General features: G+C 37.3%; 31 protein-coding genes. 6 read left to right on the top strand and 25 right to left on the bottom strand.

The features are described from left to right. The 14 genes from I6E72_RS15970 to dapA form a co-directional block, all read right to left on the bottom strand. Positions 1–2,241, bottom strand: a complete 2,241-nt coding sequence (locus tag I6E72_RS15970; RefSeq protein WP_197113074.1) for a transporter — start codon at positions 2,239–2,241, stop codon at positions 1–3. A gap of 46 nt (positions 2,242–2,287) precedes the next feature. After that, the gene (locus tag I6E72_RS15975) at positions 2,288–2,797 is read right to left on the bottom strand and encodes an outer membrane lipoprotein carrier protein LolA (RefSeq protein ID WP_121954589.1); all 510 of its coding nucleotides are present in this window, start codon (positions 2,795–2,797) and stop codon (positions 2,288–2,290) included. A gap of 24 nt (positions 2,798–2,821) precedes the next feature. Then, entirely contained in the window at positions 2,822–3,250 is a 429-nt protein-coding gene (locus I6E72_RS15980) for an acyl-CoA thioesterase (RefSeq protein ID WP_197113076.1), read from the bottom strand. Then, positions 3,243–4,787 carry an HAL/PAL/TAL family ammonia-lyase gene (locus I6E72_RS15985; RefSeq protein WP_197113078.1) on the bottom strand — a complete coding sequence of 515 codons (1,545 nt, stop codon included), beginning with the start codon at positions 4,785–4,787 and terminating at the stop codon, positions 3,243–3,245. Before I6E72_RS15985 ends, I6E72_RS15980 begins: the two co-directional genes overlap by 8 nt. After that, a complete protein-coding gene (locus I6E72_RS15990; RefSeq protein WP_165735812.1) occupies positions 4,780–5,748 on the bottom strand; it encodes an LpxL/LpxP family acyltransferase in 969 nt (322 codons plus the stop codon). Before I6E72_RS15990 ends, I6E72_RS15985 begins: the two co-directional genes overlap by 8 nt. Beyond that, positions 5,738–6,487 carry a glycosyltransferase family 2 protein gene (locus tag I6E72_RS15995; protein WP_121954587.1) on the bottom strand — a complete coding sequence of 250 codons (750 nt, stop codon included), beginning with the start codon at positions 6,485–6,487 and terminating at the stop codon, positions 5,738–5,740. The genes I6E72_RS15990 and I6E72_RS15995 overlap by 11 nt, the downstream gene beginning before the upstream one ends. Continuing rightward, positions 6,480–6,845: an ApeI family dehydratase gene (locus I6E72_RS16000; protein ID WP_121954599.1), complete on the bottom strand. Its 366-nt coding sequence runs from the start codon at positions 6,843–6,845 to the stop codon at positions 6,480–6,482. Before I6E72_RS16000 ends, I6E72_RS15995 begins: the two co-directional genes overlap by 8 nt. Beyond that, positions 6,829–8,193: an AMP-binding protein gene (locus I6E72_RS16005; RefSeq protein ID WP_197113080.1), complete on the bottom strand. Its 1,365-nt coding sequence runs from the start codon at positions 8,191–8,193 to the stop codon at positions 6,829–6,831. Before I6E72_RS16005 ends, I6E72_RS16000 begins: the two co-directional genes overlap by 17 nt. Next, a complete protein-coding gene (locus I6E72_RS16010; RefSeq protein ID WP_197113082.1) occupies positions 8,186–8,752 on the bottom strand; it encodes a hypothetical protein in 567 nt (188 codons plus the stop codon). The genes I6E72_RS16005 and I6E72_RS16010 overlap by 8 nt, the downstream gene beginning before the upstream one ends. A gap of 4 nt (positions 8,753–8,756) precedes the next feature. Beyond that, positions 8,757–9,002, bottom strand: coding sequence for an acyl carrier protein (locus tag I6E72_RS16015; protein WP_002958648.1), 246 nt, complete (start codon positions 9,000–9,002; stop codon positions 8,757–8,759). Positions 9,003–9,023: 21 nt separating this feature from the next. Beyond that, positions 9,024–9,281 (bottom strand): phosphopantetheine-binding protein, encoded by a 258-nt coding sequence (locus I6E72_RS16020; RefSeq protein ID WP_007580830.1) that lies wholly within the window; start codon positions 9,279–9,281, stop codon positions 9,024–9,026. Beyond that, positions 9,278–10,060 carry a lysophospholipid acyltransferase family protein gene (locus I6E72_RS16025; RefSeq protein ID WP_180961397.1) on the bottom strand — a complete coding sequence of 261 codons (783 nt, stop codon included), beginning with the start codon at positions 10,058–10,060 and terminating at the stop codon, positions 9,278–9,280. Before I6E72_RS16025 ends, I6E72_RS16020 begins: the two co-directional genes overlap by 4 nt. Further along, complete coding sequence (locus I6E72_RS16030) at positions 10,053–10,766, bottom strand: beta-ketoacyl synthase chain length factor (RefSeq protein ID WP_197100563.1); 714 nt, start codon at positions 10,764–10,766, stop codon at positions 10,053–10,055. Before I6E72_RS16030 ends, I6E72_RS16025 begins: the two co-directional genes overlap by 8 nt. 118 nt (positions 10,767–10,884) lie before the next feature. Continuing rightward, a complete protein-coding gene (dapA, locus tag I6E72_RS16035; RefSeq protein ID WP_024591739.1) occupies positions 10,885–11,802 on the bottom strand; it encodes a 4-hydroxy-tetrahydrodipicolinate synthase in 918 nt (305 codons plus the stop codon). A 171-nt stretch (positions 11,803–11,973) separates the two neighbouring features. On the opposite strand from dapA, the gene I6E72_RS16040 reads away from it, so the two are divergent. Together I6E72_RS16040 and I6E72_RS16045 are read left to right on the top strand one after the other, a co-directional pair. Further along, entirely contained in the window at positions 11,974–12,627 is a 654-nt protein-coding gene (locus I6E72_RS16040) for a DUF6058 family natural product biosynthesis protein (protein WP_197113121.1), read from the top strand. A 103-nt stretch (positions 12,628–12,730) separates the two neighbouring features. Beyond that, entirely contained in the window at positions 12,731–13,594 is an 864-nt protein-coding gene (locus tag I6E72_RS16045; protein ID WP_197113091.1) for a delta-class carbonic anhydrase, read from the top strand. 73 nt (positions 13,595–13,667) lie between these two features. On the opposite strand, the gene I6E72_RS16050 is transcribed toward I6E72_RS16045, so the two are convergent. The 8 genes from I6E72_RS16050 to I6E72_RS16085 form a co-directional block, all read right to left on the bottom strand. Continuing rightward, on the bottom strand, positions 13,668–14,432 hold the full coding sequence (locus tag I6E72_RS16050; protein WP_165736380.1) for a 2-keto-4-pentenoate hydratase: 765 nt from the start codon (positions 14,430–14,432) through the stop codon (positions 13,668–13,670). Positions 14,433–14,570: 138 nt separating this feature from the next. Continuing rightward, positions 14,571–14,975 carry a hypothetical protein gene (locus I6E72_RS16055; RefSeq protein WP_197113093.1) on the bottom strand — a complete coding sequence of 135 codons (405 nt, stop codon included), beginning with the start codon at positions 14,973–14,975 and terminating at the stop codon, positions 14,571–14,573. 109 nt (positions 14,976–15,084) lie between these two features. After that, a complete protein-coding gene (locus I6E72_RS16060; RefSeq protein WP_007378675.1) occupies positions 15,085–15,243 on the bottom strand; it encodes a hypothetical protein in 159 nt (52 codons plus the stop codon). Positions 15,244–15,431: 188 nt separating this feature from the next. Further along, the gene (locus I6E72_RS16065) at positions 15,432–15,776 is read right to left on the bottom strand and encodes a hypothetical protein (protein ID WP_197113095.1); all 345 of its coding nucleotides are present in this window, start codon (positions 15,774–15,776) and stop codon (positions 15,432–15,434) included. A gap of 96 nt (positions 15,777–15,872) precedes the next feature. Beyond that, positions 15,873–16,094, bottom strand: a complete 222-nt coding sequence (locus I6E72_RS16070; RefSeq protein ID WP_197113097.1) for a hypothetical protein — start codon at positions 16,092–16,094, stop codon at positions 15,873–15,875. Positions 16,095–16,543: 449 nt separating this feature from the next. Beyond that, positions 16,544–16,831: a putative quinol monooxygenase gene (locus tag I6E72_RS16075; RefSeq protein ID WP_197113099.1), complete on the bottom strand. Its 288-nt coding sequence runs from the start codon at positions 16,829–16,831 to the stop codon at positions 16,544–16,546. Positions 16,832–16,910: 79 nt separating this feature from the next. Beyond that, positions 16,911–17,726 carry a 2,5-didehydrogluconate reductase DkgB gene (gene dkgB / locus I6E72_RS16080; protein WP_024591732.1) on the bottom strand — a complete coding sequence of 272 codons (816 nt, stop codon included), beginning with the start codon at positions 17,724–17,726 and terminating at the stop codon, positions 16,911–16,913. A 417-nt stretch (positions 17,727–18,143) separates the two neighbouring features. Further along, positions 18,144–19,316, bottom strand: a complete 1,173-nt coding sequence (locus I6E72_RS16085) for an MFS transporter (protein ID WP_197113122.1) — start codon at positions 19,314–19,316, stop codon at positions 18,144–18,146. A 115-nt stretch (positions 19,317–19,431) separates the two neighbouring features. On the opposite strand from I6E72_RS16085, the gene I6E72_RS16090 reads away from it, so the two are divergent. Further along, positions 19,432–20,319 (top strand): LysR family transcriptional regulator, encoded by an 888-nt coding sequence (locus tag I6E72_RS16090; protein ID WP_197113101.1) that lies wholly within the window; start codon positions 19,432–19,434, stop codon positions 20,317–20,319. A 107-nt stretch (positions 20,320–20,426) separates the two neighbouring features. Continuing rightward, a complete protein-coding gene (locus tag I6E72_RS16095; RefSeq protein WP_197113102.1) occupies positions 20,427–21,467 on the top strand; it encodes a metal-dependent hydrolase in 1,041 nt (346 codons plus the stop codon). Between the two features lie 74 nt (positions 21,468–21,541). Here I6E72_RS16095 and I6E72_RS16100 read toward each other — a convergent pair whose 3' ends face one another. After that, positions 21,542–22,504, bottom strand: coding sequence for a sensor domain-containing diguanylate cyclase (locus tag I6E72_RS16100; RefSeq protein ID WP_165722726.1), 963 nt, complete (start codon positions 22,502–22,504; stop codon positions 21,542–21,544). A gap of 328 nt (positions 22,505–22,832) precedes the next feature. Beyond that, entirely contained in the window at positions 22,833–23,102 is a 270-nt protein-coding gene (locus tag I6E72_RS16105; protein ID WP_007580861.1) for a hypothetical protein, read from the bottom strand. A 241-nt stretch (positions 23,103–23,343) separates the two neighbouring features. Here I6E72_RS16105 and I6E72_RS16110 point away from each other — a divergent pair, with 241 nt between their 5' ends. Both I6E72_RS16110 and ykgO read left to right on the top strand, forming a co-directional pair. Beyond that, entirely contained in the window at positions 23,344–23,610 is a 267-nt protein-coding gene (locus I6E72_RS16110) for a type B 50S ribosomal protein L31 (protein ID WP_007580864.1), read from the top strand. Further along, positions 23,607–23,741, top strand: coding sequence for a type B 50S ribosomal protein L36 (gene ykgO / locus I6E72_RS16115; protein ID WP_002958669.1), 135 nt, complete (start codon positions 23,607–23,609; stop codon positions 23,739–23,741). The genes I6E72_RS16110 and ykgO overlap by 4 nt, the downstream gene beginning before the upstream one ends. Positions 23,742–23,804: 63 nt before the next feature. On the opposite strand, the gene I6E72_RS16120 is transcribed toward ykgO, so the two are convergent. After that, positions 23,805–24,191 (bottom strand): OsmC family protein, encoded by a 387-nt coding sequence (locus tag I6E72_RS16120; RefSeq protein WP_024591728.1) that lies wholly within the window; start codon positions 24,189–24,191, stop codon positions 23,805–23,807. Positions 24,192–24,257 lie beyond the last annotated feature (66 nt).

Consider the following 24,257-nt stretch of genomic DNA (forward strand, 5'->3'; position numbering starts at 1 on the left):
TTATTGTTCCTTTTGAGGCTTTAAAACACTCAGCGGTGATAAAAAGTAAATAGCTAAAATCCCTACCATTACACTCAGCCCAAAGCTAAAAATAGCCGGCGTATCAGATGCACTCAACATGCCAAATACCCACATTGATGACGCAGCCGATAAGCTAATCGCTAACACATTTTTGGGCTCTAACTTATTTATTTGATAAAAAACGAGGTAATCAATTGCTAAGGCAATAACAAGTAACGCACCGAGTAAATTAAATAACGACAAGCTACCTTGAATCGCATTACATACCCAAAGCATGCTCAACACCACAACAGATAAAATGGTCACCTGCAGCAGCGCTATCTTAATCGTAAATCGCCAACTAAAAAGCAGCCAACTAATAAAACCCGCAAGCACTAGGCTTAATAGTAAATATTCACGGTAATCACTTAATAAAGCACTAATTTGTTTAGGTTTATTATAAAGGTAAATTCCATTGTTTTTTTCAACCTCATTAATTAGTTGATCAGATGAAATACCCGAAATAGACACCCACGTTATCGATTGTTCTGACTCAACAACCATTTGAGAAAGCAGTAATGGTTTAAATGTACTCGTGGCGAGTGTTTCATAAGTTAATAACGGTGCCTTTGTACTTACTAACGCTTGCCCTGTAACGCGCTCTGCAATATCCAAAGTCCCTTTGTTTTTAGCCTGTTCAAACAAGGCTTGGTTATCGCTCTGCTTTTGTAAACTAGGCAACCAATGGCTAATGCTATTATGTTTAAAATTAGGGTTTAGTTGGGTTAAGCGTTTTAAAAATTGTTCTTGTTTTTGTAAAAGCGCTTCGTCGCTATCTGCAAACATAAAAACAATTTGGCTATCCCATTGCCCAAGTAATAACAAATGCTTTTTTTCGTTTAGCATTAAATGTTCGGAGCTTGCATTTAATAGCTTTACATCGTCATTAAAACTAATAGGTTTTATTAAAAATAACGCACTTATAAGGACTAATAACGTAATGAGTATTGGTTTTTTTAAACTATTGCAGTATAAAAAAACCTTAATGAGCTTTTGACTCATCAATAAACTCGAAGGCGATAATGTGAGTGTAGATTGCCACAATGGCAAAACTAAAACTGTAAATAGCCAAGCACTCACTAAACCCGCAATAACAAACACGCCAACTTGAGATAATAACGTTAGTGGCGCACCTAGTAAGCAGCAATAACCCAACGTAGTCGTAATAAGAGACAGTAAAAGCGCAGATTGAGTCCCTTTGCTGTAGCCTTTTTCATGCTCTTTTTTGGCTAAGTCAGTCATACCATGAAATGCATAATCAATGGCAATACCAATCAAGGTAACTGCAAAAACAAGCGTTAATAAATGAATAGTCTTAAACAGCAACACCATAGCGATAGCGCCGCCAATAAGTGCACTCAGTACGGTAAAGCTTGCTAATAAAATACTGTTTAAACGCCTAAACACCCAAAATACCATAGCAATAAGGGCTAATAAGCTAATGCCACCAAACAGGCTCATCTCGTATTTAGCTTGTTTAGCATTTTCAGCCGTATGAAATAGCACACCAGAGTAAGTAATGCTTAAATCAGGGTAGGTTTTATTAAGTATATTGATCTGTTTAATTATCGAGCCAGCTAAATCAATTGATTTATTAACCCCTAAATTTTCAGGCACTAAGTTTGCCAGAATGACACGGTATTCAACGCCTTTTAAACGTCGAGTTAAACGACCTTGTTCAAGCGTAAACAATTGGCTTTGTTTTAAGTTATCTTCTATAAATGCCGCTAAGCTCAAACTTGTATCTTTGCTTAAGGTAGCACTTACAAATGGGTTGCCTAACTGATTTAATTGCTCAAGGTAATAATGTTCAAACGTTGTTTTTTTGCTTAATGTTTGCTTGTAAGTATCACTTAATAACGCATGTTTGAAAGGTGAGAATGTTTGCGCTAAATCGTTAGCGGACGGAAAGTTAAATGTGCTTTTAATTGCATTATCGTCGAGCCATTTTTGGAAATCATCAAATGCTTTATTTTTATTATTTCCTGCAAACGAGAACATAATACGGTTAGCATTTTGCTGAAAAAAAACATCTTCCGCATGTGCAATTTGGGAGTACGATTTTGGCAATAAGCTAAACATATCAGCGCTAAACGTTGGTTTAGACAGCCAAAAAGCTGCAGAAAAAAGTAAAATTAAACTGCTAAACCACCCTACAATAACGGTAATTCGTTTTGTCACTGCACTATTCCCTTAATTAACCACTGCATTATTTAAAAACATAATTTTATTTGGAATAAGTAAACTCAATTTTTGTGTTATTTCCTGAGTGCTCATTTAGTGTAATACTGCTCACTTGCTTAGCAGTTTCACATAAAATAAAATCACTAAATAATTGCTGTAGCATCGCTTCTTTTGGTGTTAACTGTGTGCAACTGTCTTGCATTTTAGCAATATCAAAACGTGTTTCCAGCGCACTCATATTTACGCTAAGTAAGTCACTCAGTAATCCTACAAATTGCTCGCTACCGGGTTGTGGTATTAACTCACCATTGGCATTTTGTGCAAGCACTTTGCCGTTTTCTATTATGAGCATACTCTCAACAGGCATTTTCACTTGCCAAATGAGCTTTTCATCAATTAACGAAAAAACACCCGACGAAATAAAAGGTTTAGCAAATCCATTAAATTGCTTATATTGCTTAAACTCACCTTTAATTGGTGCTGCATTTACTACAGAGCAAAACAGTAAAAAGCTAATGGCTACACTCAATGTAAAACATTTTAATAAATTCATCTAAATCGCCTATAAAATCAAAATTTAATTCAAAACCGCTTTTAATTTATTAAATAAAATAGCGGGCGATTCAAATTGCATTTCTTTAGAGCTAACCTCAATTGCAACTTGTGTGGTTGAGGCTTTAGTAAGGCGCTTGTTAGTTAGCGAGTCAGTGATTACGTAATCAATCCGTAGTCTATTCTCGTATTCTTTTAAGTAAGCCGCTACTTTGATTTTTTGAGTAAATACCGCTGAGGCGACATACTTTATTTGCATATCAACAATAGGCCACGCGTAGCCCGATTCATGCATTTGTGGGTAATCATAATCAAATAAACGCAGTAACTCGCAGCGCGCTACTTCTAAGTAACGTGGGTAGTTACCATGCCATACAACATTCATTGGGTCGCAGTCATGAAATGGAATTTCAATTTCTACCACATGCGTTAATAATGCACCTTTACTATTCATACAACGCCCAACGTTTAGTTTGAATATACCCTATTGTTTGCCTTAGCACGGCTTCCATTGGTCTATCCTCAGTGAGGTTTTCAAAGTAATCAGTTATATCGGTATACATGTTTTGCATATCTTGCGTTAAAGTCGAAAACTCAAGATCGCCTTGTTTTATACGCAATCTAACACCTTGAATACTTGCTAATAACGTACTTGCTAACACTTGTTCTGTTAGCTGTAAAATACGTAAACAATCGCGAGACGCAATAGTTCCCATACTCACTTTATCTTGATTATGACACTCCGTAGAGCGAGAAAAAACGCTGGCCGGCATGGTTAGCTTTAATGCCTCTGCTGTGTAAGCACTACAGCCAATTTGAACAGCCTTAAAGCCATGATTAATATAACGGCGCTCTGGTGCACTATCAGACAAGTTTGAAGGTAGCCCATTGTTGTACTTAGTATCAACCAAAGACGCGATTTGTCTGTCGGCTAAATCAGCAAGATTTGCAACGGCTGTTTTCATGCTATCCATTGCCATTGCAATGTGGCCTCCGTAAAAATGCCCGCCGTGCAATACATGCTCACCTTGACCGTCAATTATTGGGTTATCGTTTGCTGAGTTAAGCTCGTTTTCTATCATGTGCCTAAAAAACGGCAGACTGTCTTGCAGCACACCAATAACATGGGGTGCACAACGGATTGAATACCTATCTTGAAGTCTGTCTGCATTACGAGGGTGATCGTGATGGTTTAAATCTTCTCTTATCCAACGAGCAATTTGTTGCTGCCCAGGATGTGGCTTAACTGAAAATAATATCTCATCAAAATGATGGCTATTTCCTTTAAGCGCTAAGCTTGATAATGCAGTAATACGGCTCGCCAGTTTAGCTAAGTAATTAGCCCTATCAAACGCTAAACACGCTAATGCAGTCATTACCGCTGTGCCATTCATAACGGCAAGACCTTCTTTTGGCCTTAGTGTTAGTGGTTCTAAGCCAACTTCTTTCATAACTTCTGCACTGTTACGTACTTGGTCTTTGTAAAACACATCACGCTCGCCTACCATCGCACCTGCAACGTAAGATAACGGTGTTAAATCGCCACTGGCACCTACTGACCCTTCTTGCGGGATCACAGGCACTATATCGTTATTTAAGTAATCTTTAAGTAGGTGCAGCATTTCCCAGCTAATACCAGAGTAGCCCTGTGAAAGTGATGTTAAGCGGGTCGCTAAAATTGCACGCCCTTGCACTTTATTAAATACATCCCCAAGTCCACAGCCGTGAAAGCGAGTTAAATGCAGAGGTAATTCATCAACTAAATCAAGGGGTACAGCCACCGTTACAGAATCACCGTAACCAGTAGTAACGCCGTAAATTACGCCATCTTCTTTTAAAAGTGTGTCTAAAAAACGCAAAGCGCTATTAATTTTAACGCTAAAATTTTCACAGCTATTTAATTGCACTTGTGTTTTATTAAAGGCAACTCGAACAATATCTTCAATTGATAATCGCTGATTGCCAAAAAGCTGTATATTTTGTTCAGTCACACTTATTCTCCATTGATTGATCGCGCACTACCTGCTGATCACTTTTCCAAAAATCGTAAAAATTAAACCACTGATAAGGATATAAAGCTGCGTAATAACTCAAACGCTGTGCATAGTCAGTAATAATAAGTGTTAGCGCCTGCTGTCGCTCTCGTCGAGGCATTTTTAATGATTGGCTGTAATGTTCAAATATCACTTGATACTTTTTGCTTTTTTTATCTTTTAAACAAAACAAAAAGTAAACAGGGCAATCAAGCAGCGCGGCTAATATAAAAGGCCCCTGTGAAAATGGGGCATTTTTGCCTAAAAATGGTACCTGTACCGACCGAGAAGCCGTTGTTGTGCTTGTTCTGTCGCCAACAATAACGATTATTTCTCCTTGTTCTACTTTTTCTTTTAGTAAAATAGCTAAGTCAGGCCCCATATCAGTCACTTGTATTAAATTAACCGACACATCTGGGTTAATCTTTTTAAGCATTTTATTAAATTCAACAGCGTGATGGGTAAACACCAGTACATTTATTTTTTTACTGCTGCGGTGCTGGCTAAGTGCCCTGCACACCTCTAAATTACCCAAGTGGGAACCTATAAAAATAGCCCCTTGATTTTGCTCATCTAGCTCAGCAAATAAATGCTCATTAGTGTATTTAATATCACGTTGGGTTATTCGCCCAAGCCAAGCATCAATTTTATCTAATGCGCTATCTGCAAAACTGCAAAAGTGCGTTAATTGCATTTTAAACGTAACAGGTTGTTTGCAGCCTTGGTAAACATTAACTTGCTCTAAAAACACTTTAGATGCTACACGCGCTACTTTTCCTGTTAAAAAAAGATAAAAAACCACAGGAAACAAAACAATCCACAGCCCTTTTCTACCCAGTAATTTATGAGCAAATAACAGTATTTGAATACCTAAGAAATTACCGCGCTCTTGCATTTTAGACCAGTGTTTAGCGGCCATAACGCCTCTTTAATTTATGCCAAATTAACACAGGAGAGCGAATCAACATTCCAAAAAATAAGCGAGTGTGCAACCACGAAATACGCACGTTATCGTGTAATGGCTGAAAATGAGAAAGCCCATTTTCGGGGTAAATTACTTGGCTAGGTAAAAATACAAAAGGCACATTGCGCCAATATAAACGCACTAAAATTTCGGGGTCAAAATCCATGCGTTTTCCAAGCGATACCTCATCAATTAGCTTTGTACTTGGCTCAAGCGGATATACTCTAAAGCCACACATTGAATCTACAATTGTAAAACTTAACGTTTCAATCCATACCCAAACATGCGTTAAATAACGTGCTAAATAACGGTGTTTAGGCACTGAATCGTCATATATTGGGCAACAGCTTATAAGCGCTTTAGGCTGAGCGTTTGAAAGCGCTATTAGTTTTTTAATATCAGATAAGTCATGCTGACCATCAGCATCAACCTGTATCGCATGCGAAAAACCTAGCTTATATGCTTGCTTTAAGCCGGTTTGTACCGCGCCGCCTTTGCCTTGATTATCGTCGTGGGTAACTACACTCAACTGCGCGTGTTTTGCATCAAGCTTACTAAACACATTTTTAGCTTCGACGTTGCTTGCGTCATCAACCATAATAATAGGAAGATTAAATGACGATAATTTGCTCAGTACATCATCAATAACCGTAATGTGATTATAATTTGGGATAACAATACAAAAGTTATTCATTTATCAGGCTATCAAAAATAACACGGCCAGATGCATGCTGTCCTTTGTTTGAATTATACGAAAAGGTATATTTATTCTCTGCCTTTTGCTCTAGCAATAATTCGATTGTTATACCTGGGGTAATCACTACCTGAAATTTTAATACTTCAACATTTTTAACAGGTTGCTGAACATTATAATATTTGCAAATTGCAGCCACAGCCCAGTCTAATTGCACAACACCTGCGAGTATTGGGCCATCCGTAAAATGTCCTTTGAAATAATCTAAATCATGAGGAACTAGTAAGCTTAATTTATACTTTTGCTCTGCTTTTTCACAAGACAGTAAATCAGGCTGTGTTTTAGTCAACTTTTGCAAAAAGACTCTCCAATGCTTTTAAATTTAACTTTGCCTGTGAGTTGTATGGTAATTGATCTACAAAACGCCACTTTTTAGGGATACAAATTCGCTCAAAGCGCGCTAATGCATGCGCTTTTAATAAATTATTTGTAGCTAACTTACCGTCACCATTAAAAAACATCTGCCCTTTATGCGTAAGCACAACAATAGCGCCTACAATTAATCGCTCACCAGGCAAGGCGATTACTTTAGCTTCACTTACCCACTCACTAGTACACAAATGTTGTTCTAGCTCATCTAAACTTAATCGCTTTTCTTCTAATTTTATAATTCGGTCGAATCGGCCTAATAGTCTAAATTGACCATTTTTAAGTACTTCGCCTCTATCATCTAAAGGGTAATTTTTGTCGCGAACGAGCGGTGAGTTTAAAATTAAACGCTGATCGTCCAAAGCCCGTACTTTAATACCCGAAAAAGGCTGCCAAAGGCTAACCTTTTCAAGTGAAGTAACTTGTCGATATGCAATACCACCGGTTTCGGTACTACCAAAAACTTGTGTAACTGGTTTATTTAATTGCGTAAACAACGATACAGCATCTTCGTTTAATAGCGGTCCACCTGATGAGAAAATCCATTGTAAATGAGACTTATCATCCACTAAAACATTATCAATACATAACCGTTTTAACTGCGCTGGGCTTGAAACAAACACTACTTTTTTAAATAACTTGAGCTTTGTAGCTATATGTTCTGGGTAATGCAATAGTTCTGTATTTACAACCTTTCCTGCACGTAATGGCCACAATAATCTAAACAATAAGCCGTATATATGCTGATGCGAAACACTCGCTATAAAAATAGGATTATCAATCAGTGCGTAGCTATTAATTAATGTACTTAATTCTTTATTTATTACCTGCCACGTTTTTACAATTGGCTTTGCTTTACCCGACGAGCCCGACGTGTAAAAAACAATTGTGCCTTCTTGAGGCCATTTAATTGTTTCAATAGATACAAAGTGAGGTTGATTGACTAAGGAGCCTATATCTAAAAAATCAGCCTCTAAATCGGCTACTAATTCAGACTCACCAATAAAAAAAGGTGTTTGTTTAAGCAAGGAGTTTAACGTTGCAGGTTGCCCATTAGGCGGCAAAATCACTGTGTTTCCGTGTAGTGCCAAAGCAAATAAGTACACGGCAAATTTGTAGGTGTCTGTGGTGTATAAAACAACCGATGATTTAGCATTTAACGTTGATAGCTTTGCTAAAACTGCGTTTATATCACTAACAAACTGACGCTCCGAAATATCATTATCAGTATGATTAAAACATGTTCTTATCGCATTACTTTGAAAAGCATTAAACACCGGCGTTCCTTTTTACTTTTTGTCTGACTAGCCACTCTATAGCAAACAATGTGCCCATAGCTAAGTAAGCAATAAAACCATTATAAAAAGCCCAGGTTTCTAGGCTACTAAAAATACTGGTGTACAGGGCAATGCCACCGTTTAATACAAAAAAAACACACCACACTAGCGTTACTTTTTTTGTATAAATCAGAGCGTTTTCATCAAGTGAGGGCTCAGTAATGCGCGCAAAGGTTTCAATAATAGAAGGCCCTTTATACAAAGAATACGCAAACACAACTAACATAACTAAATTAATGATTACGGGATACAAACGCAGCCCTAAGTCGCTATCCATTACCTTGGAAATCAAAATAGTAATGGCTGCTAAAAATGTAGCGGGCTTTAACCACGGCATTTTATCAAACAAGGCTCTGCTTAACCAAAGTCTAAGCCCGAGTAAAAATAGCAGTAATACTGTAATAATCAGACTATTAAAACGCGTAAGGCCTACGTACACAATAATAGGGTAGCAAGCCAAGCAAATCATAATTAACGTTGTTAAAACTGCTTTTAACATAGTATTAGTTAACTAACTTTTCTATTTCGGTAACTATGTCTTGCACTGTGCGCACAAGCTTAAAGGCATCAGGCTCAATTTTTTTACCTGTGATTTCTCTTAACTTCACAACTAAGTCAACTGCATCAATACTGTCTAAATCAAGATCTTGGTACAGGTTAGCCTCTAAGCTAATATCTTCTGGGTCTATTTCAAATTCGTTTTCTAAAATGCCGTGTAATACATCATAAATTTCAGCAGCGGTTTTCATCTTTCTTCCTACTTTTATATATTAAGAACGTGCTTGTTCAATAAATTTTGCTAAAGAATTAACTGAGGCAAAGTGCGCTTTAGTTTGATCAGAGTTTGCATCTATTTTCACATCAAATTGCTTCTTTATCGCAAGACCAAGCTCTAATGCATCTATGCTGTCTAGTCCTAGGCCATCTACAAATAAAGCGTCATCATCTTGTATGTCAGCAGTGGTCATGTCTTCAAGGTCAAGGCTTGAGATAATCAGTTGTTTTATTTGTTCTTTTAATTCGCTCATATATTTTTTAGCTCTTGTGTAAAATAATGTTGTAAATCTTTAGTCAATTGGCGTGATTGCATCGCAGGCATATCGCTGTCGTACGTTGCACAATTAAACTGCTGGCTCGCAAGCCCCATTGTAAAATGCGCCTGATATGGCGCGACCTTATACCAAGGTGTGCCTTTGGTTAAAGTGTTTGGCTTCATTTTAATTAAAAAAGTAGTAATGGGCGCATGACATCTAATTGCAATATTTGCAGCGCCTCGTTTAAACTTTAATGTTTTGTGAGGCTCTGTCCGTGTCCCTTCAGGAAATACAATTAAGTTATTACCCTTTTGCAAACTGCGCTCGCATTCTCGTAATAGCTCCTGCGGATCGTCATTACTTATATAGCCGGTGCTTTTAATAACGCCGCGCATAAAAGGATTTTTAAATAAATGCGCCTTTACTACGCAATCTGCATTTTTTACTACCGAAATTAAAACAACAACATCAATTAAAGAAGGATGGTTTGCTAATATCAGTTGCCCTTTTAAGCCTTCAATTTTTGCTTTATCGTTGACATGAAATCGAATAACGCCCGTTACATGCATTAAACTAACAAACCATTTGAAGCTGTAATGTACTGTTTTTCGAGCCTTAATCTTTTGTTTAACTGAGTCACTTTGAAATAGGCGCTGAGCAGGAAAAACAATAAAGGCTAATACTAAACCACCAACCCCAAAAACTGAAAAGCAAAATGCAGTAGCAATAATCCGCCAAATCAACCCACATAACCTTTGTACATTTTTAAGCATGGTATGTAAGCTGCCAATCGTGCTCAAGCGTGTTATGAACAAGTAATATATTGCTTCGCTCATACAAAGCTTTAGCGCATTGAATACTCATTGGTAAGTCGCTTTTTTCCATGCCCGTATTAAATACTTTGTTTAAACTAAAATGGGGTTCGCCTTTTTGCGGCGCTCTTATTATTAAACCAATAGAGTGTGCTATTTGCTGTTCATCGGCGTACTGAGCGTAAATATCGGGGAGAGTCTCGTCGGTATGAACTATTAACATGTGTTGCTGATCGTTATCAGCAAGTCTTACAAAGCCATCTACGAGTGCATAAATAAAGCTTTCGGCTCCTGCAGCTATAGCATTTGTAGCACTTGTATTACCCTGTATTATCCCAAAAAGTCCCGATGCGGCATTATGCACACTTAACCCAAAACCAGTGGGCGACAGTGGCTGATCATTTACTACATCAATAAGTAAGTTAGACGTTTTGTGAAAATCACCGTGGCGAGAAGAAAAAACACTCGGTAAATTAACATAGTTACCTTGAGTGCTTACTTGATGAGCACTAAAGAGTGCCATTTTAATAAAGGAAGTCATTCGGCGTCGCTGCATAGCAGGCACCCAACTAAGATTTAATACGGAGGAATCAAACCAATTACTCTCTTTTATTTGTCGCTGTTCGGGCTTTATCCATATAGCGAGTTCTTCAACAACAAATTTCACAGCTCTGCATATTTTATAAGATATAAGGGAAGGAATTTTACCGATTTTAGCAATAGAAGTAAATAATCATTAACAAAAAGCACTGAACTAACACTTTGTTCAGTGCTTGCTCATGTTGCTAAGAAAGTAGGGCTATATCGTCCTGTTTTATACACTTAGCTGTGCCGCCAACAACATCGTTGTTATTTAACTCATTAATTAATACTTCGCCTTGAGCTTGCTGCTCATCACTAAGCGGTAAATACGGTAATCTAAATACAGGGTTTACTGCACCTGTCATCATCAATGCGGTATTAATAGCAATCGGGTTTGGTTCACAGAACAACCAGTTCATTAATGGTTGTAACGACGCATTTAGCTCGTTACTTGGCGTATCCATTAACTGACGAAATAACCCAGGTATTAAGTTAGAAGTAACCGAAATAACACCGTGCGCTTTATGTGTGTGGCGCGCATCGTGACTTTCGTCATCGTTACCCGACCAACATGCAATACCTTGTTGTTCATAATGGGCAATACGTTCATTACCGCCACACTCTTTAACACCAATAAAATATTCATGCTTAGCGAGTGGCTCAATAATATCAGGTGTTAGGTCTTGACCTGTTCGCCCTGCTACGTTGTAAATAAAGGCAGGTCCAATATCTAACACGCGCTTAAAGTGCTCTTTAACACCCGCAATAGACGTACGTCCGTAATATGGATTAATTTGCAGTGCTGCATCCATACCGCTGGCAAAGCCATATTTAGTTGCTTTAATCGCTTCACGGGTGTTGTTACTACCGGTATTACCGACAATAACCAGTTTGTCACCATACTTGTTTGCACTGTGCGCTATAAGCATTAAATGCTCTTCCCAGTTCATTAACTGGCCTTCGCCTGTTGTGCCACCAACTACAATGCCGTCAACGCCTGCTGCAATTTGTATTTCTACGAGTTCATCGTACTTTGCGAGATCTATTTCACCGTTTGCTAAGTATGGCGTTTTAATAGCTGTAATAAGACTTGCTTGTTTAATTTGGTCTAGGGTGCGCATAAAAAATCATTATTTATAAAACTTGCGCTATTTGTAACATAATTGCCGGTACTTTTGGAGGTGTAAACACACATTTAATTATAAAATTTCTTGTGTTATTAAGTTTGGTAATACAAAATGAACAACTGTATATATGAACAGTATTTTATTTTTAACGATACCAGAGGCTTTATGCGTTTATCTGACTACTTAGCAACTCATTTTTATAACACCGATGAACTGTGCCAAGCATTAAATATAGATGCAGATACACTTTTAGCTTGGCAAGAGCGAAGCGTTTTCCCAAAACCAAGTTACTGTATTAAAAGTCAACTTAGCTGCAGCTCATATTCAGGTTTGTATGAATGCGAAGAGTATGACGACTATTACTCGCGCGGCTGTGTTAATTGGGGTCAAGGTCTTTTAAAACAAAAAATAGAATCATCAAGCCATGCTTTTAATTATTTTGCACAGCAATATACTGCAAGCCTAACTAAACTCGCTCAGCAAGGATTTACGTTTAGCGAAGAGCTATTTGGCTGCGAAATAGACGAGCACTTGCAGCAAATTTGGCAACAGTTTTTATGCAGTAAGTACGGCGTGCTTACTCAAAATGGATTAATAGACGAAATAGTCTCGGTAGATATTGGCAGGCTATTAGTTGACGACATTACAGAACTGCGCAGTAAAACGAGCTTAAACCAAGAAGAAAGAGCGCTACTGCACCCCGCCATGAAGCTTTTAAACAAAGCATTAGGGCATGGCGCCGATCATGAAAAACAACACACATTACGCACCCGCTATATAGATGCACTTATTTTAAAATACGACTTATCTATAAAATAGCTTTGCAATAGTTTGATTATTTATTATTTTAGGATTATTTTACGAAAAACAAGATCTGTTAACTTAATTGTTACGTAAAACATGATTTAAAGGCACTGACTCAATGACAATCAAAACAAAAATAAGTGTAATTTCTGCTGTAATCACTATCCTGTCTTTTAATACGCTAGCTAAAGCTAACCACGAAATAGCAAATGACGACATAATAAAAATGCAGCGTGCAGCACTTGCTAAAAACACTGCGAATAAAGGCTTTGGCCCACAATCTCCACGCAATATTGATAATTATAAAGGCGAAAACACCGTAGTTTTCTCTCATGCCCCAACTTCATCAAATATGAACTTATGTAATATACACCTTCATAAAAATGCTGAACATGCCGGTGGCGAGTTTAGTAAATATGCCGGAAATGGTAATGGAAAAGGCTTTAAAAGTGGCTACTTATATTCAGGCTCTTTAACTAAAAGTGAAAGTAAACCAGCAAAAATTGAAATTTGTCCGAGCGATCACGGCGCGCTTTTAGTTGGCGATACCATTGAGGTTCATAACGTTCATACGTCAGCAATTGTAAAACCAGGCCCTACCTTGGGTAGCTGTTTAAGTGATTCGATTAAAAATCCGCAACTACGTGTTGAAGCCCAAGTATATGTATTAGTAAACGATGCTAACGCACTTGATTTTGCTCAAATAAGCACCGTGTCATCTGTTAATGGTTACTATCAAGCTATTGCTACACCTACAAATACGGGTAAACCGGTTGTTTATAGCGGTTCAACTACTGGTCCTAGTTACAACGAGACAGGCTCTCCTTTTCAAGTAACATGGTCAGTTAAACCAAAAGTAGCAAAGGTTGATATAAACAGTGTTGGCAAATGGTGTGAAAGTAACACCTTTAATGAAGATCATGCTCACGGCGTACGAAATCTCGTAATAAATCCTGCATTACTCTCTAAAATCAATAATTAAAATTTAGCCAAATAAAAAACAACCCGCTAATTAGTGGGTTGTTTTATTATGACCGTTAAAATGTGTATTACGCTTAATGGGATAAAAATGTCACATTAAATGTATTTAAATCTTCATATGTAATACATGTTTGCTCATTGGTATTAAGCTCAACAACACCACAGTAAGAACCAGTTATAAACACTTGCCCTGCTTTTAAATTAATTCCCTTTGCTGATAAGTAATTAACCGCCCAATAAAGTGGAAGCTGCGCAAGCTCTGCAGGATGCACACCCGCCAGGTTTAACTCCAACTCAGTTTGCTTAACGTTAATATTTACAGTACTTGCGTTATACGCTTTGGCTTTATCTATTTGTGGGCCTAAATACACGCCTTGATTAGATAGGCCATCGGCCAGCTTTTCAATGTGCGTGCTTGGAGTGTCTTCATCAAACCTTTTTTGGATAAGCTCAAGTGCCAAGTGGGCGCTGGCAAATGCAGTATCCACGTCTTCATTTGTATAGGTATTATTACTTAGTAAATCGCTTTGTAAAATAAATGCAATTTCTGGTTCAATAAGCGCTTTATTGTTTGTTGTATACAGTGGGCAATTTTCAGCTTGTTTTATAGGTGCATGTAAAAGAGGCGCTAATATAATTGAGCCATCATCTAAAGGCAGCATACACTTCCAGCCATATACAGTTTGATCATTTAAGTAAATCATCAACTTTTGTACTTCTATTGCATCGTCAGTCGAGTCTAGTACTAACTCTTTAGGAAAGTTTGAACGTGCTGGGTTTTCATCTCTTTGTGCTAATAAGTGAGTAGCAATTAGTTTTAGCTGTATTGAGTTGTTCACATAAATCTCTTTAAAATACGTTACTGGTTAAGTAGTAAATAGGGAGGGTTATATTATTAATGTATTAGCTTAGGCATTAGAACATCATGTTAAATGCCTATAATTAAAATTGTATTTAAAACAAAGCGTGGTAATTATTTAAGTATCAATAGATTTAAGCGAACGTAAAAACAACCCTAAGCCGCCAAACGCTAAAATTATAATAACAATCAAATCAAACGACGTCATAGTTCGCATACTAAATCGCACACTCGATATAACGCCAAATATTAGTGCGGTTGACGAACCTAGAGATAGCACCCAGCCTAAAATATTTTTAGAATTATAAAAAATCAGACCCACACCAAATATAAACGGGATCATAACCATGCCGCCTGTAACGCCAAAGCCACCTAAAGCATTAACACTATAAATGCGAGAACTTAGTCCAAAATTAGAGGTCACCGAAATTGCGTTTAGCAGCATATAAAAGCCACCGCACATCATAATTAAACCAATAAAAAAATGCCCAATACCACCAGAGCTTCCACCAGCACCTTTCATTATTAATTATTCCTTTTATATTTTTAACTTAATCGTTTTAAATGGTAATTACTCGGCTATTAACATTGACCGCAGTCTACATAATCAATCAGTGCACACGCGAAAGCACTTATCGCGTGATTACATGCCAAATAACATAAAACCAAGATAAAAAACCGTGCAAAATTGCCCATAACACAGACTCGTTAGCACTCCATGAAATAGCAATTGCTAGGGCTGTACCAAAAGAGACTCCATATTTTACTATTTCATTTCTTGAGTTTCTCATTAGTTATATTCCTAATTTTTAACTTATACCAATCTGCTTATATATGGGGTCTATTTAACGTTAAGAAAATTACGCTAGAACTAGGCAAAAATTTTTATATCTAGTTGTTCTAAATAAAAAATTTTTAACGACGTTATAGTGCAATTTAATTCGTTAAATTGATCAAAGATTTATGCAGGTTGGTATTATTAGCTGCTTGATTTGCTTACTAAAACTGAAAGCTCTTTACCATCAAGATTAATACTTGCTTCTTTGCCTAGTTCAACAACTAAAGAGGGAGCCATATGTTTTCCACCTAGCTTCAGGTCAGTTGCTAAACTAACAGTAGAATCATCAATTGGCGTTACTGTAAGAGCAAAACTATACGAATTATAAACTGAAACTGATGCCTCTTCATTTGAATTTACAACTAAAGTAGGTGAGCCAATTAGGTTTTTATTATTATAAAATTTGGCCTTCACTACAAAACTATCATTAGCTTGTGCAAATGAGGCAAAGCCTAACAATGCTATAATTGCGATTAATTTTTTCATTATTATTTCCATATAAATTGATACAGCTTAAAGCTATTAAGGCTTTATTGGCTGTGATTTTTCAGCTAGCAATTTACCAACTAATGATAAAAAAACTTATGTTTTAGCTCTGGTGAAGTAACCAACACCCAGTGAACTAATATAGAACAACACTCCAAATACACTAATATCAATGAGTAGCTTTAGAATGTCAAAAGTATCTGTAAACACAAGATACTCAAAAGCAAATAAGTGAAATATAACTTTTGATCCAAAATACGCAGTTAATAAAGGGATTACAAAAATAAGAATAGATTGATTAGATTTATTAATTTCCATACCCATGTCTCCATTATTGGTTTAATTAACTCAGCTCTAAAAATATAACACACAAAAAATATATAAATAGTTAGCTATTTTGAGTCTCTTACTCAGTACCACTCGGACTATTTATGGCTGACTAAAATGCCATATTATATTTCTATAATTTACACCAGAGAACTTTAATGTAAACAACAAATTAAATAGGCTATTTATTAGAGTGGGTTGTGATACCAAAACGACTTTAATAAAGTTATGAACCTCTTTTGATTTCGACGCACTGTGCATTAACAAAAAAGAGTCCTAATAGGTTTCATTGATATTGGCGAAGTAGAGTATTTAGGCAGGTTAGAGTGTAAGAATAAAAGGTGATGTAGGTTAACAGCACCTATTTGAGTATTTACTTTATGATATGTAATTTAGCTAAGTATTTTAATACGTACCATAATAGGCACTATAAAAAGAATTTAACCAATTGATTTATATACATCAATACTACTATTGGTTAAAAGCCCAGTAACTTGCGTACCAAACGCTTTAAAGTGTGGCTCGCTTTTATGCGCTTCAAAGTGCTCGTCAGACGCCCACTGTTCGCTAACAACGTAGTCGGTATGTTCATCATCACTTTTTACCGATAGTTCATAACGTAAGCACCCTACTTCTTGGCGCGATGACTTTTGTAAGTTTTCAAGTGCTGTAAGCATCACATCTGCATCAATATTTTTGCACGACAGTGCAGCTATAACCGTTAACATGTGTATTCCTTCTTAAAAGTTAAGGTGTAGATAATCTACACCTTAAAATATTTAGTTTAACTTTGCGTTTGAGGTAAGTTTACTGATCCCACTGCGGCGCAAATTCTGGTGTTGCTTGGCGGTCGCCACAATCTAGGCCATCAATGCGGGCTATGTCTTCATCATCTAATTTAACGTGGTCGTTAAAGTTATCTTCTAAGTTTTTACGCTTAGTTGATGATGGAATTGTCGTCATACCACTGGCGTTAACCCATGCTAAAACAACTTGTGCTGGACTTGCATCGTGCTTTTTAGCAATGTCGATAATGGTTTGATCTTTAAGTACTTTGCCTACTACAAATGGCATGTACGCTGTTACATGAATGTCGTGCTGAGCACAAAATGCGCGTAATTTAGTATTAGTTAAATATGGGTGCACCTCAACCTGATTGGTAAATATTTCACGCGAGTCAAGCGTTTGCATTGCTTCATTTAAGTTTGCAATGGTGAAGTTTGATACACCAATGTGCTTAGTTAAACCAAGCTGCTTCGCTTTTAGTAATTCAGTGAGGTATTCACTCATTGGCTCGTCGTTAGCAGGCGATGGCCAATGAATTAGCAGTAAGTCGACCGAATCAACTTGTAGCTTTTCAAGTGACTTTTTAACGCTTGGGATAAAGTCGCTTTTATTTAATTTGTTATTCCACACTTTGGTAGTTAAGAATATTTCACTGCGCGGAATATTACTATCTTTTATGGCTTGACCTACTTGCTCTTCGTTGCCATAAATTTGTGCGGTGTCAATATGGCGAAACCCAACTTCGAGCGCCATTTTTACTGAGTTATAGGCAGTGTCGCCCTCTAAGCGGAATGTTCCCATACCGAGTTCTGGCATTTCTATTACACGTTTTGTCATGGTTTATCCTTATAAAATAATCGGTTTGAAATACAAACTTTTAAAAGTTTTACGAAATACACCTTTTACTTCTTATTACGACTGTCACTTAAAAATCTATGACCTCATAACAGGTATGAGGTCATTAATTTTAGTTTCAAGGTTAGGGTCTGTTAATCTTTAGAGATTACATTTGCAGCAGTGTATTTGGTATTTAGGCAAGGCAGAGCCTATGCAGTGTGGTTGTTCCACATTAATAGGCGATAACGCAGCATAAATGCCAAATACGCGCTGCCTGTAGGTTCTTCCTAGGGTGGATTTACTCTTTGTCCCTCGATTTTTACTTAGCCCACTAGGTTACAAACCTCGCTCCGTGATTAAATCCTCCCTAGATTGAACAAATTTAATCCTAAAAGGTCAACAGACCCTGCTAAGGCTTTATGCTTGCGGAATTTCACGTTTATCAAGCATACCGCTGTAGCGTGTAACACCAAGTGCTAAAACAGAGATAACGGCGCCTATCCATGCTGTATCTTGCAGGGTCATGTTCTCTACTACGCTACCACCAATAATTGAGCCAAGTGCAATACCAATATTAAATGCGGCTATGTTTAAACCTGATGCAACATCTACCGCATTTGGCGTGTGCTTTTGTGCTTGCTTTACTACATAAAGTTGCAAGCCTGGCACATTACCAAAAGCAAATGCGCCCCAGACTAAAATAGTAAGTACAGCAGCAATTTTTGATTCCATCGTAAAAGTAAATATCAGTAAAATAATACTCAAAGCGCTGAATATAATGCTCAGTGCGCTAATTGGGCCGCGTTTGTCGGCCAACTTTCCACCCCAAATATTACCTATCGCTACCGATACACCGTAAACAAGCATTATTAAAGCAATAGCCGAAGGCGCAAAACCTGTTTGTTGCTCTAAAATAGGTGCTAAATAAGTAAACGCTGTAAACGTGCCGCCGTATCCCAATATCGTCATTAAATACACGAGTAATAAACGCGGTTTTACAATTACTTGTAGTTGTTCTTTAAACGTGGCTGGTATTGATTGTTTTAAGTTTTTTGGCACTAAAATAGAGCTGCCGATTAATGCAATTAAACCTAATACCGACACAACTAAAAACGTTGCACGCCAACCAAAGTGTTGTCCAATCCATGTACCTAGTGGCACACCAGTTACTAGTGCTACAGTAAGCCCGGTAAACATAATTGCAATTGCACTGGCTTCTTTGTCTTTGCTTACTAGACTTGTGGCAATCATCGATCCGATTGAAAAAAACACACCATGGGCAAGCCCCGTTAAAATGCGCGCAAGTATTAATGTTTCGTAACTTGGCGCTTGCCAAGCGAGTAAGTTACCCAATACAAACAAGCCCATTAAGCTTATTAAGACCACTTTACGATTCCAACGACCCGTTAAAGCTGTTAGCACCGGTGCACCAATAGCAACGCCAACCGCATATAAACTTACAAGCAAACCCGCTGAAGGTAGGCTTACGCCTAAGTCGTTTGCAATGGTGGGTACTAATCCCACTATTACAAACTCAGTTGTTCCTATTGCAAATGCGCTTAAGGTAAGCGCCCACAAAGCCAATGGCATAGTTATATCCTCATTAATATTTGAAGAATGTAGTTTGGCTAAAATATCGTTTGCAAAAAATAGCATTAGTGACAAAATACTTTTGTTAATAATGCAAAGATGGTGTTGGTATATTATGGCGGTTCATTCAAAAACTGAAGATTTAGAAACGTTTATAACGGTAGTAGATTGCGGAAGCTTTTCGGGGGCAGCTAATTTGCTCGATCAACAAGTGGCTAAAGTGTCGCGAGCTGTATCACGCCTTGAAAATACACTGCAATGCACTTTACTAAACAGAACAACACGCCGATTAGAACTTACCGAAGAGGGCCATACTTTTATAAAATATGCGCGCGAAGGATTAAATACGCTTTATACCGGTGAAGAAGCCATAAAGCTTTTAAAACAAGCGCCAAGTGGCAAGCTGCGAATAGATGCGGCAAGCCCTTTTGTATTGCACCAACTTACGCCTTTAATTGACGAATTTGCCAAGCATTACCCCCACATAACGCTTGATATAACCTCACACGACAGCATTATTGATTTACTTGAACATAAAACCGATTTAGCCATACGCATTGGTGATTTAAAAGACTCAAACTTACATGCTCGTAAACTCGGCAGTAGTCAGTTACGTATTGTAGCCAGCCCAGAATATATAAAAAACAACGCAGCAATTATACAAATAGATGACTTACAAAATCATAAGTTAATTGGTTTTAGTGACTCCCCAAAATTAAACACTTGGCCGTTAGTAAAGCCCGCTTTATTTACGTTTTCGCTTAGCGCAAGCAGCGGCGAAACAGTGCGCCAACTATGTATTGCAAACCAAGGCGTTGCGCTACTTTCTCACTTTATGATTGGCAATGACCTAAAAACAGGTAAATTAGTTGAAGTGTTACCCAGTGCAGTTAGCTCTCCTAATAATCGAGAGGTTGTACAAGCCGTGTATTATAAAAACAGTGCGGTATCGTCTCGAATTGTGGCTTTTTTAGATTTTATAAAGCCCAGGCTTAGTTTATAAATTTTGGGCATTGATGTGCTTATCAAATATTTCACATTATTTTTTGACGCTTTTTAATAATCAAAAAGTATAAATAATAAAAGTATTAATTAAAGGTATTAATCAAAATGGATTCTTTAACGCAGGTAGCATTAGGCAGTGCTGTAGGTTATGCGGTGTTAGGCAATAAAATAGGTCGAAAAGCCGTTTTATGGGGAGCAATTCTAGGCACGCTCCCTGATTTAGATGTATTTTTGCCATATGGCGGATCTGTAGAAGCATTTACTTACCACCGTGGCTTTAGCCATTCGTTATTAATACATTTATTAATTAGCCCGCTCATTGTATGGCTAATATTAAAAGTACACGCGGGAATGCAAACTTATAAAGTGCGCTGGTTTTGGCTAGTATTTTTAAGCTTATCTACACATGCCCTATTAGACAGCCTAACGGTATACGGTACACAACTACTCTGGCCTTTTACTGAGTACCCCTTTGCGGTTTCTAGTGTGTTTATTATTGACCCCGCTTACACGCTTCCTTTATTAATTGGCGTAATATGTACGCTAATACCCAAAATAAAAGCAGCAACGGCTTATCGTATAAATGCAGCAGCCTTAGTTTTAAGTAGTCTATATTTATTTTGCGCTTTAATTTTAAAAGTAAATATTGATGACAAAGTAAAAACGGCTCTCAACAACAGGCAAATACCAGTCAATGCGTATGTTAGTACGCCTGCTCCGCTAACTACTTTGCTGTGGCGTATTGTTGTGATGTCTGACGGACAATACTACGAAGGTTATGCATCAGTATTTGACGCGCCCAGCGATGTTACATTAACGGCTTATCAAACAACGCCTTCACTGTTAAATAATATTAGCGATGAATGGGCTATAAAACGCTTGCAGTGGTTTACTAAAGGGTTTTATTCGGTGCGCCAACAGCAAAGCAATATTGTACTTTCTGATTTACGTATGGGCATGGAGTGCAACTATGTGTTTAATTTTGTAGTGGGTCAAAAAAATGATTCAGAAGTGAGCATTGGTAACTTTGAAAAAATAAGTCAAAGACCAAACTTAAACAATCTTCATAAAATATGGAACAGGATTTGGCAACCAAATGTGTCTTTAGCATCACCCGCTGCAAAAAATGACTGCAATAGCGAATAACGGCATATTATAAGATTTGTACTAACTTGAGTAAGATAAGTGAAGTTCAAGCAGCAATTAAACTAAATAGCTCACTAGAGTGATTGCTGCTTTTTTTGCTGATACATTGCAACATCAGCATCTTGAATCATATCCTCAACCGATTTACCTGTATCGTGTTTAAAGTGTGTTACCCCTACACTGTAATCAATTTTGTATGGCTTGTTTAAGGTATTATTAGCATGCGCTATTGCATCCGCAAACCTTTGTAAAACAAACTCTGCTTTTGTCTCGTCTGAGTCGCTTAACATCGCAACAAATTCATCTCCGCCAAGTCGACCTATGACTTCACAATCACGAAATGAACTAAGCATAATTTGTGCAAATTTATTTAATACAAAATCGCCTTCGTGGTGTCCATAAATATCATTAATTTGTTTAAACTTATTGAGATCAAACAATATAAACGACATTGATACTTTGTTTCGCCTACATACATTTAGCGTATGTTCGGCAAGGTTTAAAAAGCCACGTCGATTAGAGATTCTTGTTAACTCATCAATTGTGGCTAGTTGAATTGATTGAATTTCTCGCTCGACTAACGTGCCTAAATCTCTTAGTAATTGTTTTTCTTCATCATTGAGTTGTCTAGGTTTATTATCGGCAAGGCACAAAGTGCCTATAATGACTCCTTCCCTTAATTTTAAAGGAAAGCCTGCATAAAAGCGTACTTTAGGATCGCCTGTAACAAAGGGGTTATCAAAAAACCTTTCGTCTTGAGCTGTATCTGGGATTATTAATAACTCGTCTTGATTTATGGTGTGGCCACAAAATGAGGTTTCGCGAGGAAGCTCAGCCGCATCAAGCCCCTGCCTTGATTTAAACCACTGGCGGTCTTCGTCAATCAAAGTAACCAATGAAATAGAAACATTAAACATACGCTTGGCAATACGAGTAACACGATCAAAGCGCTCTTCATGAGACGTATCTAGAATTTTTAATGCTCTAAGCGCGTGTAATCGCTCAGCTTCGTTATTTGGAATCTCAGGTTTAATCATTAAAGCTCTATTAATTTTAAATGTTTTATAAATTACGAAACTGGAGCGAATATTTTCGAGTATATAATCCGATAAACTTATTTAAACTATAAACAGTCTGCCTATTCAAACTAGAACATTACCTAAAAATAGCAATAAATAAATATTTATAAATATCAGTAAGTCGTGCCTAAATAAATATAAGATTCAATCCGCAAAAAATTATGATTTAAACAGGTGGGAGTAGTGGTTGATACAACATAGCTACTCTTTAATGAAAAAGTAGTAGTGGCTATTTAGTTTTATTTAAATAACCACTGGATTTGGCATACTTACAAAAATAAACACTTTAATTTTGGTGCTCATATTGTCCACGGTAAACTTCAAATACTTTTAAAACAGTATGTTGCTCTTTAGTTAGGTTATCAAACCAATCATCAAACAGCTCATCATCTTCTTGCTCGCTTAGTGCCATATACCTTGCTAGTAACTCTACAATATCATTGTGGTTGCAGGTTAAAGGATTTACTTGTTGCGCCAAGGTACTGTGGTCGCGCTCTCTTAGGGTTTCCATCACCCCTTGATCAATTTGTTCTTGTTGTTGTGTTGCGTCACTCATACATAACCTCTGTAATAACTTTATAACCGTATTTGTTAACGTTTTAACTCTTAAATATAGTTATAACAGCCTAAACGCCAATAGCCAGCATTTTTGATTCAAGTGCTTATTTTTTGATTTGTTTGCGCAAATAGCCAGCAATTACGGCCTTTTTGAGGAACATTTAAATAATTTGCAATGGGAGAATAAATACGTTAAATTGAAATGATATACTATCACATATCATTTATTGAGGCGTATTATGAAACCAAATATTCATCCTGATTACCACGTGGTTGCTTTTCACGATACCGCTGCCGATTCTTACTTTATTATTGGCTCAACCATAAAAACGAGCCGCACAGTAGAAATAGACGGTAATACATATCCATACGTACCTATTGATGTATCAAGTGACTCGCACCCATTTTATACAGGCAAGCAAAAAACAACCGCTACAGATGGCCGCGTTGCGCAGTTTAATCGTCGTTTTAAAAGTTTATCGACTGTTAAAAAGGAAAAGGTATGAAAGTATTAAGCTCTCTAAAAAGTGCCAAGCAACGTCCGGGGTGTCAAATTGTAAAACGCAAAGGCCGCGTATTTGTAATTTGTAAAAACAACCCACGCTTTAAAGCAGTACAAGGAATGAAAAAGAAATAAGTTAAACGGGGATGCTCAACATATAATTAGGTAGCTTGCTTAAGCTACCTAATTTAGGGGGGACTATTTTACCACTACTGAAAACTCTGGCACTGCCTGAATTACTTTTTTTACCGTACAGGTATTAACGGCTGCAATAAGCGCCTTTTTATATTTATCAGGGAAGCCTTCTGGTAAGTTAATCTCAATTGAAAATAGCTTTTTACCGTTGTCATCTACATTTTCGTTATTTTGAGTAAGCGTCATACCTTGCGTTGAAATATCACGCTGCTCGCAAAACTTACGCGCATAAAAACCTGCACATAAAACCATACTTACTAAAAAATAATCAAACGGTTCTGGATACTCTGCATTGCCACCAGCGTTTACGCTTTGATCGCTTATTACTTCTAGGTCGCCAAATTTAGCGCTTTGCTTTTGGCCTTCTAACATTGAAACTGAAATTTCCATTGTGTTTCCTTATATTTATTGCTGCAGATATCTTTAACGCAATTAGCTTAAAAGTAGCTACTAAAG

This window comes from Pseudoalteromonas sp. NSLLW24 (assembly GCF_015864725.1).
In the GTDB taxonomy this organism is placed as follows: Bacteria; Pseudomonadota; Gammaproteobacteria; order Enterobacterales; family Alteromonadaceae; genus Pseudoalteromonas; species Pseudoalteromonas arctica.